Below are 12,776 nucleotides of genomic sequence, written 5' to 3'. Positions count from 1 at the left end.
GGAGGGTGACGGTCAGTCTTTGGCCAGGACGCCGTCGATCACGGCGCCACGGCAGCCGGCGAACATGTCCAGACCCGGCTGATACACCGAGCTCTTCACTTCCAGCAGACCGAGCATCGAGTGGAACAGGTTGTCCTGACTCAGCGGCTTGTCGCGACTCATTTGCAGGCAATGGGTATCGACTGAGTAAGCCTTTTGATAGTTGTCAGAGAACCATGCCAGCATCGCTACGTGTTTCTGTTGCTCCGGCGCCAGCATATAAGGCGTGCCATGCAGGAACAGGTTGTACTCACCCAGCGATTCGCCGTGATCCGACAGGTACAGCATGGCGGTATCGACTTTGTCCTGATTGCTGCGCAAGACATCGATCAGGCTCGACAGCACTTGGTCGGTATAGACCAGCGTGTTGTCGTAACCGTTGACGATACTTTCGCGGCTGCAATTATTCAGTGCATTACTTTCACAAACCGGCGTGAAGTGCTCGTACTCCTTGGGATAGCGCTTGAAGTATTCCGGGCCGTGACTGCCCATCTGGTGCAGAACCAGAACGGTGTCCTTGTCCAGGTGATCGATAAAGCTTTGCAGGCCCTGCAAGAGGATCTCGTCGCGGCATTCGCTGTTGGCGCACAGTGTCGGATCCTTCAAGTTGCTGACATCCTGAACCGTCACACGATCACAGGTGCCTTTACAGCCGGACTGGTTGTCACGCCAGATCACGTCAATACCCGCACGTTTGAGCACATCCAGCAGGCCTTCTTCGTTCTTCGCCTTGCTGGCGTCGTAATCCTTGCGGCCCATGTTGGAGAACATGCACGGCACCGATACGGCCGTTTCAGTGCCGCAGGAGTGCACATCGGTAAAGGCAATCAGCCCCGCTTCCTTGTCGAGTTTGGGCGTGGTATCGCGGTCGTAACCGAGGATGCCGAAGTTCTCGGCACGGGCACTTTCGCCCACCACCAATACAGTCAGGGATTTGCGCGGCTGAAGTTTCACAGCGGCATTGCGCTGTGCGTCTTCACCGATCTTGACGAAGGGTTGCTGCGCCGAGACCACCTGCTCACGCAGATAACCGACCGAGGCGCCGATGTAATTGCTCGGCACCAACATCAAACGAATTTCGTGGTGATTGCGAAACAATGAAGACAGGCCCTGATAGTTAGCCAATGCCACGCCACCCATCACCGCTGCCGACGCCACACTCACGATAACTTTACTGAACAACTCGCGGTGCCAGCGACGGTAGTTGACCGGCATCTTCCAAAGCAACAACGACGGCAAAACACCTAACAATAAAATATAAGCAAACAACTTTAACGACAGCAGATCGCGGACTTCCGTCGCATTGGTTTCGGCAAAGTTACGAAACATGCCCGCATCAATCATCACGCCATATTGGCTCATGAAATAAGCCACGCCGGCGCTGATCATGAATATCAGCATCAAGACCGGTTTAAGCAGCGGACGGAACGCTAGAAACGTCAGCACAATGTTAAAAGCCGCGAAGATCATCACCCCAAAAGCCACGCGCATGGCGACGCCGTTGCCATCGGCTGCGGTGATGTCAAGCAGGTGCTGCCAGAGCACGGCATTGAAGCCGGTCAAAAGAAAGGCACTGGCAATCAACGTCACCCATTCCGGGCGCACGGCTTTTAACTTCAACATAGAGAAGGGCAATTCCTGAAGAGAACAACCTTGGGTAATTATGAAAATTTCGTTTGTGAAAAAATCATTAACTAAGGCATGACAAACTTTAGGCAGGCAATCATCAATTTTTTGTGAAAAAGACGCCAACGATTAGTTGGCTTGCGGGAACTCCGTGAAACTTTGGAAGTATTTGAGAATGGTTCAGCTTTTATTCAGAAAATTTCCTCTGTGGGAGCGAGCCTGCTCGCGAAAGCGTCAGGTCAGTCGATATTTGCGGTGGCTGATACGCCGCTTTCGCGAGCAGGCTCGCTCCCACAGGTGTCTTGTTGGGTTATCGAGTTTTTAAATACTGCTCTGGATTTTCCGGTTTGCCCGCCACAAGTAGATCCGCGCCTAATCTCCAGCCCCTCGCTCAAAGGTCTGAAGATGGAAAACTCCCGCGCCACCGCCCGCCCTGCCGTCTGGCTGATGCTTGTCATCGTTCTAGTCGCACTCAACCTGCGCCCTTCGATGGCGGCAGTCGGGCCGCTGCTGTCGGCGATTCGCGACGATATCCCCTTGAGTTTCAGCCTCGCTTCACTGCTGACGATGCTGCCGGTGATGACCATGGGACTGGCGATGTTTTTTGGCATTGGCATCAGTCGGCGACTGGGCGAACAGCGCACGGTCCTGCTGTCGCTGCTGGTCATCGGATTGGCGACGTTATCGCGGCTGTTCATCGACTCTGCTGCCGAGCTGATTGTCAGCGCGGTGCTGGCCGGAATAGGCATCGCGCTGATTCAGGCGTTGATGCCGGCGCTGATCAAATCGCGTTTCCCGAATCACATGGCGGTGTGCATGGGGCTGTATGTCACGTCGATCATGGGCGGCGCAGCGCTTGCCGCGTCGTTCGCTCCGATGGTGATGGGGGTAACCGGAAATTGGCGCAGCGGTCTGGCCATCTGGGCGGTGCTCGCGTCGCTTGCGCTGGTGTTCTGGTGGTCGCAACGCCGCAGTCTGTCAGCAACTGCTGCAACAACGACAAGAAAAGATTCCTTCTACAACAATTCCCGCGCCTGGTTACTCGCGATCTTCTTCGGATTGGGCACGGCGTCCTACACCTGTGTGCTCGCCTGGCTCGCGCCGTACTACGTGGAAAAAGGCTGGAGCGAACAAAGCGCCGGGCTGTTGTTAGGATTTCTGACTGCCATGGAGGTGATTTCCGGTCTGGTGGTGCCCGCCATCGCCAATCGCAGCCGCGACCGGCGCTCCGTACTGACGGTGCTACTCGGCCTGATCATCGCCGGTTTCTGTGGGCTGATTCTGAGCCCGCAACACCTCAGCCTCTTCTGGCCATGCTTGTTGGGTCTAGGCATTGGCGGGCTGTTTCCAATGAGCCTGATCGTCTCGCTCGATCATCTCGATAACCCGCAGCGTGCCGGGGGCCTGACGGCTTTCGTGCAAGGCATCGGCTATATGATTGCCGGCCTCTCGCCGTTGATGGCCGGGATTGTTCGCGACCAACTGGGCAGTTTCGAATGGGCGTGGTGGTCGCTGACGGCGGTGATGGTGATCATGCTACTGATGGTGAGGCGCTTCGATCCCCGACATTACGCGCGACACTTTGGCTGATCTGACTGGAGGCTTCTGGCCATGTTTTAGCGCTTTGAAGGCAGACGTCGTGTTGCTAAAACTTTCTGTCCCACAACTGTCCGTGAAATGTCCTACAGGGCTTTGTCCTGGCACCATCGTTCCGTTAGGATCATTCGCACACGTTTGCGCGGATTCGGCGCAAGGAGCACAGCGAGACAGAACGGATGCTGAACAGTAACTTGCTACGAAAGCTCGACATGCAGGATCTCATGGTGTTTATCGCCGTGTATGAACAAAGCAGCGTCACCGATGTGTCGGAAACGCTATTTGTCAGCCAGTCGACCGTCAGTTACTGCCTGAAGAAACTGCGCACCAGTTTTGAAGACGAGTTGTTCATCAATACGCGTACAGGCATGCGCCCCACCTACAAGGCCAGCAGCATGTATGGCCATGTTCAGAAGATCCTCGAGAGCATCAACCTGTGCCATGCCGGCGCGCCGGCCTTCGATCCGACGCTACAAGCTGTCACGTTCAATATCTGTGCTCCGGAATACTTCGAGCAATTGATCTTGCCGCGTCTGTTGAAACGTTTCGACTTCGACGATTTGCCGGTGATGGTCAACATGCACAAGTTTGAAACCGACGTGCCGGCCGACGAGTTGCGCGATGGCAGCCTTGATCTGGTGATCAGCTTCGGGCCGAACTTCCATCGCAATCACTCCGATCTCAAGTCACGCATGCTGCTTGAGGACGATCTGGTCTGTGTGTTCGACAAGCGCGCCACCCCACTGGAGCCGCGCCTGAGCCTGCAGGCGTTCACCGAACGCCGACATGTGTTCCCGACGCCGTGGACATCGACCACCAACATGGTCGATGGCTGGTTGGCGCGACAGGCGCAGAAGCGCCAGATCGTCGCGCGTTCGAACAGCTACAGCGCGGCGTTGAAAATGATCACCGGCACCGACTTCATCCTCACCCTCCCCCGGCGCATCCAGCGTCTACTGACCAACGAAGCGGTGTTTAACCATTGTGAGGCGCCGAACGGCTTGCCGGGGTTCACCCTCGACATGCAATGGAGCCAGAACGCCGATCAGGACAGCGCCAACGTCTGGCTGCGCGAGCAAGTGATCAAGGTGTGCAGCGAACTGCAAGACGCCTGAGTCCTACACGCTGATCGCGGCTTTGCTGTAGGACTCGCGATCAATGTCGACCAATTCGACACACAACTGCACTTCCACCCCGGCCGGCCACTCGCACAGATCCTGCAACACCGCCAGCAAGCTTTGCGACAGCTGCTTCTTGATCTCCGGCGAACGCCCGCTGAGCAGTGCCAGCTTCACGTAAATGAAGGCGCGTTCGCTCATGGCGGTGCCAACCTTGAAGGTCTCGACCTTGACTGCGCGGCTTTTGATATCGAACTCCGCTGCAAACTGACCGGATCCCACCAATGTATTGTTGAGCCGGATCAACGCAACATCGGCGTTCAACTGCGGCAGGTTGGCGGTGTATTCCATGTGCAGGTGTGGCATCGGGAGGCTCCAGTCAGTCAGCGGAAAGTTCGTACATATACCACAAGCGGCTCAGCGCATATCCCCGTAGAAGCTGTCGAGTGAAACGAGGCTGCGATCTTTTGATCTTGAGATTCAAAGATCAAAAGATCGCAGCGTGCCGCAGCTCCTACAGGGGGTGTTGATCAGGACGGGGTCACCGGTCGTTCGCTCATGAACTGCTCCAGCCTTGAGCGCAACCAACGCTCGGCCGGATCGCTATCGACATGACTGAGCCAGACCATCGACAAGTCCAGCGTCGGCGTCTTGAACGGAAACGGTTCCTTGAACAGCAACCCGGAAGTCGCCATGGCCGCTGCGGTGTAATCCGGCAGGCTGGCGATCAGGTCGGTGCCGGCCAGCAACGCCGGCAACGCACTGTACTGCGGCACCGACAGCACCACCTGGCGCGTGCGCCCCAACTCCGCCAGCCACTCGTCAGCGAAACCGCTGACATTCGCCGTGTGCGAAACCAGCACGTGTGGCCGTGCGCAATATTCATCAAGGGTCAACGGTGTATCGGACGCATCCGCGCGCAGGATGCTCGGCTGAATGTGCCGCAGCAGTTTGCGTTTGGCATTGGCCGGCAGGCCACGGGTCTGGCTGATGCCGACAGTAATGTCACCAGCGGCGAGCAAATCGGGAATCCGCCAGTAATCGACATGCTGCACCACAAACACCACGTTTGGCGCTTCCTGGCGCAACGCGCGCAACAGCGGCGGCAGCAAGCCGAATTCGACGTCATCGGACAGACCGATGCGAAAAGTCATGGTGCTGACGGCTGGATCGAAATCGCGGGTCAGGCTCAGCGCCACTGACAGGGAGTCCAGCGCGGGCTTGAGGTGGCGGAAGATATCTTCGGCCCGGGCGGTCGGCTCCATGCGATGGCCGACGCGGATGAACAGCGGATCGTTGAGCATGGTGCGCAAGCGGTTGAGCGCCGAACTGATGGTCGGCTGGCCGAGAAACAACTTCTCCGCCGCCCGGGTCACGTTGCGCTCTAGCATCAAGGTCTCGAACACCACCATCAGGTTGATGTCGGCCTTGCGTAGTTCATTGCGGTTCATCCATTGCCCCCCGATCCCCTGACTGAAGGGCAGTGTAGAAAGGTCCGCCGACAACGTCTATGCGGACACGGCTCAGTTGATCGACATTGCCTTCAGGCCGATCGCGAGTTGCCGGCGATCCTGGCCGACGCCCAACTGCTCAGGGCTGATCGCATCGGCGAACTGCAGTTGCACACGCAGCAAACCCTCTTGTGTGATGCGTTGGCGGACAGCCGGAGTGAGCTGCAATTCAAGACTGTTACCTTCCGGCTTGTCCAGAGTGGTCGCCAGCGCTTCGATGCCGTTGAGCTTGATCACCACGCGCTGACGCAAATGCCCCGGCGCCAGGAACGCCGTGGTCTCAAGATGCAGGGTGCGGGCCGAATCGTTCACTCGCATGGCCATTTCCGCTTCGGCACCGCTGGACCAGACGCCCCAGGTTTCAGCATCCGACCAGCCTCGCGCGAGATAGTCCTTGCCCACAGCGCCATAGCTGAACTGCGCTGTTTCTCCAGAGACGAACTCAGGCACCAGCTGTTGTGGCGTCTGGTCGACGGGCACCTGCACGCATTCACGGCAATTTTTCCAGCCCGGCGCCAGCACTGTGAATCCGTCGATACGGGTGAACAGATCCGCTTCGGTATTGACGGTCGAAACCGCCTGCAGCAACGCCCGATCACCGAGCAGGTACAACGAATCCGCATCATATTGACCCGAAGCCAGCATCGTGCGGCTGTGCTCATCAGCAACCTCCCACTGATCCTTGCCCATCCGTCCCAGATAGACAGCATCGGTCGCCAGCCCATGTGTTGCAGCGAATGCGGCGACATTCATCCACTCCGGCGACAGGTTCTGAGGAAGGATCCAACGGATCTTCTGATAATGCGCCGCAGCATTTTTCCAGAACGGGTCGACAAAAGGTGTCTTCCATTGGGTGCTTGACTCGACCATCAACTGCTTGCGCACCAAAGACCAGCCGCTGTGCGTATCCGCGACTTGAACCGTCAGCGCCACAGCCATCAGCAAGGTTGCCACACGCGGTTTATTGGCGCGTACCACCAGAAAAATGATCAACAGAATGAACGCATAATAAACCGGCCAGAACATTCGTCCCGAGGCTCGAAAGATATTGGCGATGGCTATTATCTTTTCCGGTAAGGGATAGCTGAAATTCGCGCCAGCAAAGGCAATGTTGTTGGAAACCGCAAATACCGTCAGCCCGGCAAGCGCGATCAGCAGTAGCCAGTGTCGACGCAATGACCGCTCCAACCCGGTTTGCCCCTGCAGCCACCCGACCCACCCACAGACGGCCAGCAATAACAGCCCCAGTCCGAGATAACTGAACCCTTCCGTATCCCCCAGACCGCCGGGTAGATCCTTGAGGATGTATGACCAATGATTGGGGCTGAACAGTGTCAACACATTGGCTCGGTACAAGCCGAATCCGTCGGAGATCGCATCGGAGCCATTGACGGAAAAATACCCCGCTTGCCAGCAGCAAAAACTCACCAGAGCAAACAACAAAACCAGTTCAACGCCTGCTTCGCGCAAGCTGATTCTGGCTTTGAAATGACGGGTGATCAGATCGGCCAGCCAAAGCAGCGCGACCATGGCGAGGAAATACGCATGAATCAACGCGGTGCACGCCAGCAAAGCCCCCCAGGCCAACCGTCGCCGCTGGTCCTCAGGGCGCAAGGCCAGGTATAAGGCGGCCAGAATCAGGAAGTGTCCGGCCAGCGACAAATGTGTCGGCATGCGGATGATCATCGGCGGAGCAAACAGGAAAAGTGCACAACCCAATGCCCGCAAAGCGACGTTGGAGGTGATAAGCCCCAATAATTTCCAGCCAAACCACGCTTGCAGGACAAAACAGGCGAGGAACCAGATTCCGAAATACTGAAATGTCTGCGGAAGTAACCCAGCAAGTGGCTTGAACAACAATGCCAGCAGCGGATTGGAGTCGGAAAAGATCAGGCCGTTGCTCAGTTCAAGTCCGTATGTCGGGTTCAGGCCGACCGGAAACGTCCACGGCGCCTGACGGAAAAAAGCCCATCCCAGATAGTGCGTCGCCGGATCGCCCTGCCCCAGCCAGGCAATGTTCTGCGGGTCGAGCGCTCTAGGGCCAACGACGATAAAGAAAGCCAATACGCCGATCATCAACGGCAAAAGAGTGACAGCCAGGCGCCTTGTGAAATCCTTCATCGATACGTCCAGAAATTATGCAAGACAAAGGTGAAGGCCGGGATAGTCAGTGCCACCGCGACAATCCCCAACAGGTAATTCAATCCGGCCATCTGCGCCGCCCAGGCAACAAACATCGCCAATAGAAAGCCGCACGTCGACACCAGCAGAAAACGCAGCAAGGTTTTGCCATGCAACCGAGCCGAGAAACTCCAGGTGGTATTGATCAGATAGGACACGACGGTCGCCACGGCGAACGCCACGCCGTTGGCAATCGGTGGCTGCGGGCTGATGAAGTTGATGAACAGCACCGCGACCAGCGCGTGCAAAGCCGTGACGAACAAACCGGTCACGGCAAAGCGCAAACCGCGCTGGATCAGCACTGATTTTTCGGTTGAGGTCACGGTTTTTGCGCCAGCACGAACACACTCAAACCGGCCAGACGGTTCCTGCCCATCAACGGCAGTTCAAGGCGGCACAAGGTTTTCAGTGTGCGGTTCACCAGCGGGTGATGACGCTTGAGTTGCGAGCGCGGCGCTTGCGTTTGCGAGCCCTGTGGCAACAACCGTAACGCCGCTGCGATCGGGAACACCGCACCAAAATAATAAGCGCCGCGTTGCACCGTCAGACCGGCAGCGCGGGCCAGTGTTTCGAATTGCGCCAAGGTGTAGCGGCGCTTGTGTTCAAGGAAGTCGTCATGCCCGCTCCAGAGGAACTGGAACGCCGGCACCGTCATCAGAAAACGGCTGCCGGAAGGCACTTTATCGACGTACATCTTGAGTAGGCCGAGGTCATCGTCAACATGCTCCAGCACATCCATCAGCAGCACCAGATCGGCATCTATTGTTTCTATCCCGCGGCGGTAGTGCACCGGTTTGCCAGCGGTTGTCGCGCTTGAATCGGCCGGATAGCTGATATCGACGCACCATGCCTCCTGCGCGTCGGTATGAGTCAGCAGATGGTGGGAGAAAAACCCGGAGCCGGCACCCACGTCGAGAATTCGCCTGATCGGCACACTACCCAGCAGACGCGTGGTGGCCGCCGCTTTGGAGCAGTAATACCAATGCTCGTTGATACTTTCGCCGAGGATGTCGGTTTCCTTGAGATCCATGTTCAGTCCTTCGGGTCGTAGACGCGACGCACCAGAAAAACCGGTCGGCGTTTCGCTTCAATATAGGTACGGCCCAGGTATTCGCCGAGCACTCCGATGCCGATCAATTGCAAACCTCCGAGAAACGTCACGGCGACCATCAATGAGGCGTAACCGGGCATGTCGACGCCATGGATCACGGTGCGCACGACGATGAACATCGCAAAGGCAAAGGACACCAGCGATACCAGCGCCCCGACGTACGTCCAGACTCGCAGCGGTTCAGTACTGAAACTGGTGATGCCTTCCAAAGCGAAGTTCCACAGCCGCCAGCCGTTGAATTTGCTCTGCCCGGCCACGCGCTCGGGGCGCTCGTAATCGACGTGAGTGGTGCGGAAGCCGACCCAGGCAAACAGACCTTTCATGAAGCGCCGGGATTCGGGCAAGGTCAGCAACGCATCGACCACGCAGCGATCCATCAGGCGGAAGTCGCCGACATTTTCCGGCAGAGGCTGTTCGGCAATTCTGTTGTGCAGGCGATAGAACCAATGGGCGGACTTCTGTTTCGCCCAGGTGTCGCTGCGGCGGCTGACGCGGTGGCCGAGTACGACTTCATAGCCTTCGCGCCAGCGTTCGATCATCTGCAGGATGACTTCCGGCGGATCCTGCAGATCCGCATCGATCGGCACGACGATCTGCCCGGTCGCCATCTGCAAACCGGCGGAGAGTGCCGCCTCTTTACCGAAATTGCGGCTCAGATCGACGATACGCAGGCGCGCATCCTGCTGCTGATGCTCAAGCAAAAGCTCAAGCGTGGCATCGGTGCTGCCGTCGTTGACGAATACCAGCTCAAGATCGATCAGCGTCTGCTTTCGAAAGACTTCATCGATGCGCAGCAGAAACGTTTTCAGGCTGTCTTCTTCGTTAAAAACGGGGACCACCAGCGATAACGTCACCTGCCCGGCCTGTTGCGTTCCGTGCTCAGTCAAAGGAGTGCTCTTTTTATAGTGTTTGTTCGGTCATCGAACTATTTCCGATGCCATGAGCCGTCCCGTATTAAGCAGTAGCGTCGCCGGTGTTGCAAGCGTCAGGCGGCGTCATATTGGCCAATCCAGAGGCCTATTGCTGCGCTCTAGCTCGCGGCTCTTGGAAACAATTGCCAACGATTGGATACAAATGTCCGATAGCCAAAAAAACCGCCTGCGCTAGGCTTGCGTCGATGCGCCAAACAGGCGGTCGCACTAATAAATCGCATGGAGCGAACTGAATGTATTTCGAGATTTACAGGCAATCCAGAGGCACCCCCAGCACTGGCAAGGGGCAATGGCGCTGGAGGCTGCGCGCGGGCAATCACGAGACCATCGCCAGTGGCGAGTCATATGTGAACAAGGCGGATTGCATGCATGTGATCGAGTTGATCAGAGCCGTGCACGGCGATACCCCGGTGAAGGAAATTTAATCGCGTGAGCCGATGCGGAGCTGCGTCCTACAGCCGCGTCCTTTTTTTCAGCGAACGACTGACGAGCCATTTCTGCGCGCCTACGCTCATCGACGTATGGGGTGATTCAGCCCTGTTTCGCCGCATCAATTGAACTAAAAAGGAGCCACAGAAATGGCGAGAGACAAAGCGAAAGACGACAAGCACTTCAACTGCACGCAAGAACACGAAGCTGATTATGTCGCCAGCCTCTACCCGCACGCCAAGGACGAAGTGAAAAACTTCCTGGCTACCGCTTGCATGGACAAGTCGCTGCATGACTCGACACATAAGGATGTGTATGAATTGATCAAACTGAAGTTGGGGCACTCGCAGCCGTGAATGGCTAGGGCGCGGGGTGATGTAGCCTTGCGCAAATGAAGAGGCCCCACGGCTAAAGGCCCGTGGGGCTTTTGCTTGTGTCAGGTCAGGATCGAGATGGCTGGCTGGCACATGCCTTTCGAGCTCTAAAAACTCATGGAATCCCAGAAACGAAAAAGCCCCGTAGATTTTCATCTACGGGGCTTTTTCTATGTAATGGCGGAGAGATAGGGATTCGAACCCTAGGTACCGGTGAAGGTACAACGGATTTCGAATCCGTCCCATTCGGCCACTCTGGCATCTCTCCAACGGCGCGCATCATAACAACACTTTTACCGAAAGCAAACCCTCTTTCGAAAATTTCTCCGTGCTATCAGATGCTTGCGTCGATTAAAGCGGTACGCCCAGACGATTGGCGACTTCTTCGTAGGCTTCGATAACGTCACCGAGGCCCTGGCGGAAGCGGTCTTTGTCCATCTTCTTCTTGGTGTCCTTGTCCCACAGACGGCAGCCGTCCGGGCTGAACTCGTCGCCGAGGACGATGGAACCGTCGCTGAACACGCCGAATTCAAGCTTGAAGTCGACCAGCAGCAAGCCAGCGTCGTCGAACAGCTTGGTCAGGACTTCGTTGACCTTGAGCGACAGTTCTTTCATGCGAACCAGTTGCTCGGCGGTGCCCCAACCGAATGCCACGACGTGGGATTCGTTGATGAACGGGTCGCCCTTGGCGTCGTCTTTCAGGAACAGCTCGAAGGTGTAGGGGTTGAGCTTCAGGCCTTCTTCGACGCCCAGACGCTTGACCAGGCTACCGGCGGCGTAGTTACGCACGACGCACTCGACCGGGATCATGTCGAGCTTCTTGACCAGGACTTCGTTGTCGGCCAGCAGTTTGTCGAATTGGGTCGGTACGCCGGCCGCTTCGAGTTTCTGCATGATGAAGGCGTTGAACTTGTTGTTGACCATGCCTTTGCGGTCGAGCTGCTCGATGCGCTTGCCGTCGAACGCCGAGGTGTCGTTGCGAAACAGCAGGATCAAGCGGTCAGCGTCGTCGGTCTTGTAAACCGATTTGGCTTTGCCGCGGTAGAGTTCTTCACGTTTTTCCATGATGGGCTCCGCTTGCTAAGTAGGTGGGCTAGGCGATGTGGCGCCAGTCAAGCCCTGAATCTTGATCGGCCAGTTGCAGCCAGTCCGGGTCGCACCCGAGGGTGTCGACAAAACATTGCCGGGCCAGCTGCGGCATGTTGTTCTTGCTGCTCAGATGAGCCAGGACAAGGTGTTGCAAGCCCTGCCAGCCCAACTCGGACACCAGGAATGCCGCCTGATGGTTGTTCAAATGTCCCAGCTCGCCGCCCACCCGCTGCTTGAGAAAGTACGGGTAGTGCCCACGGGCCAGCATGTCGCGACAATGGTTGGACTCGATCATCAACGCATCGAGGTCCCGATAACCGTCCAGCACCCGCTCGCAGTAAGAACCCAGGTCGGTCAGCAGGCCGAAGCGCCGCTGCTCTTGATCACTGAAGACATACTGAGTCGGTTCCTGCGCATCATGGGCCACGGCAATGACCCCGACGCTCAGAGCACCGATCTGCAGTTGCTCGCCGCCGGCCAGAAAGCCTGCGGGTTCAATCGGTTTGCGCATCCCGCGCAGAGTGCCGCGACTGAGGTAGACCGGTAGATTGTAGCGCCGAGACAGCAAACCCACGCCATGCACGTGGTCGGCATGTTCGTGGGTTACGAGTATCGCGCTCAATTGCGCCGGGTTCACACCCAGGCGCAACAGGCGTTTTTCGGTTTCCCGCAGGGAAAAACCACAATCCACCAGCACATACGTATCAGCACTGGCGATCAGCGTGCCGTTCCCTTGGCTACCGCTGCCGAGAACGGCAAAACGCATGGTT

Annotated in this window: 13 protein-coding genes and 1 tRNA gene; 4 read left to right on the top strand and 10 right to left on the bottom strand. The window is 57.1% G+C overall.

The annotated features are described in order from the left end of the window. Window positions 1–12: 12 nt before the first annotated feature. The gene (locus CQ009_RS20590; protein WP_105708471.1) at window positions 13–1,662 is read right to left on the bottom strand and encodes a phosphoethanolamine transferase; all 1,650 of its coding nucleotides are present in this window, start codon (window positions 1,660–1,662) and stop codon (window positions 13–15) included. Window positions 1,663–2,070: 408 nt separating this feature from the next. Between CQ009_RS20590 and CQ009_RS20585 the strand changes: the two genes are divergently transcribed. Both CQ009_RS20585 and CQ009_RS20580 read left to right on the top strand, forming a co-directional pair. Then, window positions 2,071–3,255: a CynX/NimT family MFS transporter gene (locus CQ009_RS20585; RefSeq protein ID WP_105708469.1), complete on the top strand. Its 1,185-nt coding sequence runs from the start codon at window positions 2,071–2,073 to the stop codon at window positions 3,253–3,255. A gap of 185 nt (window positions 3,256–3,440) precedes the next feature. Further along, window positions 3,441–4,376, top strand: coding sequence for a LysR family transcriptional regulator (locus tag CQ009_RS20580; protein ID WP_105708467.1), 936 nt, complete (start codon window positions 3,441–3,443; stop codon window positions 4,374–4,376). Window positions 4,377–4,379: 3 nt separating this feature from the next. Here the strand turns inward: CQ009_RS20580 and CQ009_RS20575 are convergent, their stop codons facing one another. The 6 genes from CQ009_RS20575 to CQ009_RS20550 all read right to left on the bottom strand — a co-directional run bounded on the left by CQ009_RS20575 (window position 4,380) and on the right by CQ009_RS20550 (window position 10,069). After that, entirely contained in the window at window positions 4,380–4,745 is a 366-nt protein-coding gene (locus CQ009_RS20575) for a 5-carboxymethyl-2-hydroxymuconate Delta-isomerase (protein ID WP_105708465.1), read from the bottom strand. A gap of 164 nt (window positions 4,746–4,909) precedes the next feature. Next, window positions 4,910–5,830 (bottom strand): LysR substrate-binding domain-containing protein, encoded by a 921-nt coding sequence (locus tag CQ009_RS20570; protein WP_105708463.1) that lies wholly within the window; start codon window positions 5,828–5,830, stop codon window positions 4,910–4,912. A 72-nt stretch (window positions 5,831–5,902) separates the two neighbouring features. Further along, on the bottom strand, window positions 5,903–8,011 hold the full coding sequence (locus CQ009_RS20565) for a DUF6311 domain-containing protein (protein WP_105708461.1): 2,109 nt from the start codon (window positions 8,009–8,011) through the stop codon (window positions 5,903–5,905). After that, complete coding sequence (locus CQ009_RS20560; protein WP_064388443.1) at window positions 8,008–8,394, bottom strand: GtrA family protein; 387 nt, start codon at window positions 8,392–8,394, stop codon at window positions 8,008–8,010. Before CQ009_RS20560 ends, CQ009_RS20565 begins: the two co-directional genes overlap by 4 nt. Then, a complete protein-coding gene (locus tag CQ009_RS20555) occupies window positions 8,391–9,101 on the bottom strand; it encodes a bifunctional 2-polyprenyl-6-hydroxyphenol methylase/3-demethylubiquinol 3-O-methyltransferase UbiG (protein ID WP_105708459.1) in 711 nt (236 codons plus the stop codon). Before CQ009_RS20555 ends, CQ009_RS20560 begins: the two co-directional genes overlap by 4 nt. Window positions 9,102–9,103: 2 nt before the next feature. After that, window positions 9,104–10,069, bottom strand: coding sequence for a glycosyltransferase family 2 protein (locus CQ009_RS20550; RefSeq protein WP_105708457.1), 966 nt, complete (start codon window positions 10,067–10,069; stop codon window positions 9,104–9,106). Window positions 10,070–10,347: 278 nt separating this feature from the next. On the opposite strand from CQ009_RS20550, the gene CQ009_RS20545 reads away from it, so the two are divergent. Both CQ009_RS20545 and CQ009_RS20540 read left to right on the top strand, forming a co-directional pair. After that, window positions 10,348–10,539, top strand: coding sequence for a DUF1508 domain-containing protein (locus CQ009_RS20545; protein WP_064388447.1), 192 nt, complete (start codon window positions 10,348–10,350; stop codon window positions 10,537–10,539). Window positions 10,540–10,692: 153 nt separating this feature from the next. Then, the gene (locus tag CQ009_RS20540) at window positions 10,693–10,899 is read left to right on the top strand and encodes a hypothetical protein (RefSeq protein WP_064388448.1); all 207 of its coding nucleotides are present in this window, start codon (window positions 10,693–10,695) and stop codon (window positions 10,897–10,899) included. A 196-nt stretch (window positions 10,900–11,095) separates the two neighbouring features. On the opposite strand, the gene CQ009_RS20535 is transcribed toward CQ009_RS20540, so the two are convergent. From CQ009_RS20535 to CQ009_RS20525, 3 genes are all read right to left on the bottom strand, one after another. Continuing rightward, window positions 11,096–11,185, bottom strand: a tRNA-Ser gene (locus CQ009_RS20535). Between the two features lie 83 nt (window positions 11,186–11,268). Continuing rightward, window positions 11,269–11,982 carry a phosphoribosylaminoimidazolesuccinocarboxamide synthase gene (gene purC, locus CQ009_RS20530; protein ID WP_007911389.1) on the bottom strand — a complete coding sequence of 238 codons (714 nt, stop codon included), beginning with the start codon at window positions 11,980–11,982 and terminating at the stop codon, window positions 11,269–11,271. A 28-nt stretch (window positions 11,983–12,010) separates the two neighbouring features. Beyond that, complete coding sequence (locus CQ009_RS20525; RefSeq protein ID WP_064388450.1) at window positions 12,011–12,772, bottom strand: MBL fold metallo-hydrolase; 762 nt, start codon at window positions 12,770–12,772, stop codon at window positions 12,011–12,013. Window positions 12,773–12,776 lie beyond the last annotated feature (4 nt).

This window comes from Pseudomonas sp. MYb2, from assembly GCF_002979955.1.
Taxonomy (GTDB): Bacteria; Pseudomonadota; Gammaproteobacteria; order Pseudomonadales; family Pseudomonadaceae; genus Aquipseudomonas.
This window is presented reverse-complemented; position numbering and strand designations above follow the sequence as displayed.

What these genes read in the sequence shown, in the direction of transcription:
- CQ009_RS20570 (WP_105708463.1), bottom strand. Translation starts at nt 5,830, where the DNA reads ATGAACCGCAATGAACTACGCAAGGCCGACATCAACCTGATGGTGGTG.
- CQ009_RS20525 (WP_064388450.1), bottom strand. Translation starts at nt 12,772, where the DNA reads ATGCGTTTTGCCGTTCTCGGCAGCGGTAGCCAAGGGAACGGCACGCTG.
- CQ009_RS20565 (WP_105708461.1), bottom strand. Translation starts at nt 8,011, where the DNA reads ATGAAGGATTTCACAAGGCGCCTGGCTGTCACTCTTTTGCCGTTGATG.
- purC (WP_007911389.1), bottom strand. Translation starts at nt 11,982, where the DNA reads ATGGAAAAACGTGAAGAACTCTACCGCGGCAAAGCCAAATCGGTTTAC.
- CQ009_RS20590 (WP_105708471.1), bottom strand. Translation starts at nt 1,662, where the DNA reads ATGTTGAAGTTAAAAGCCGTGCGCCCGGAATGGGTGACGTTGATTGCC.
- CQ009_RS20540 (WP_064388448.1), top strand. Translation starts at nt 10,693, where the DNA reads ATGGCGAGAGACAAAGCGAAAGACGACAAGCACTTCAACTGCACGCAA.
- CQ009_RS20555 (WP_105708459.1), bottom strand. Translation starts at nt 9,101, where the DNA reads ATGGATCTCAAGGAAACCGACATCCTCGGCGAAAGTATCAACGAGCAT.
- CQ009_RS20580 (WP_105708467.1), top strand. Translation starts at nt 3,441, where the DNA reads ATGCTGAACAGTAACTTGCTACGAAAGCTCGACATGCAGGATCTCATG.
- CQ009_RS20545 (WP_064388447.1), top strand. Translation starts at nt 10,348, where the DNA reads ATGTATTTCGAGATTTACAGGCAATCCAGAGGCACCCCCAGCACTGGC.
- CQ009_RS20575 (WP_105708465.1), bottom strand. Translation starts at nt 4,745, where the DNA reads ATGCCACACCTGCACATGGAATACACCGCCAACCTGCCGCAGTTGAAC.
- CQ009_RS20585 (WP_105708469.1), top strand. Translation starts at nt 2,071, where the DNA reads ATGGAAAACTCCCGCGCCACCGCCCGCCCTGCCGTCTGGCTGATGCTT.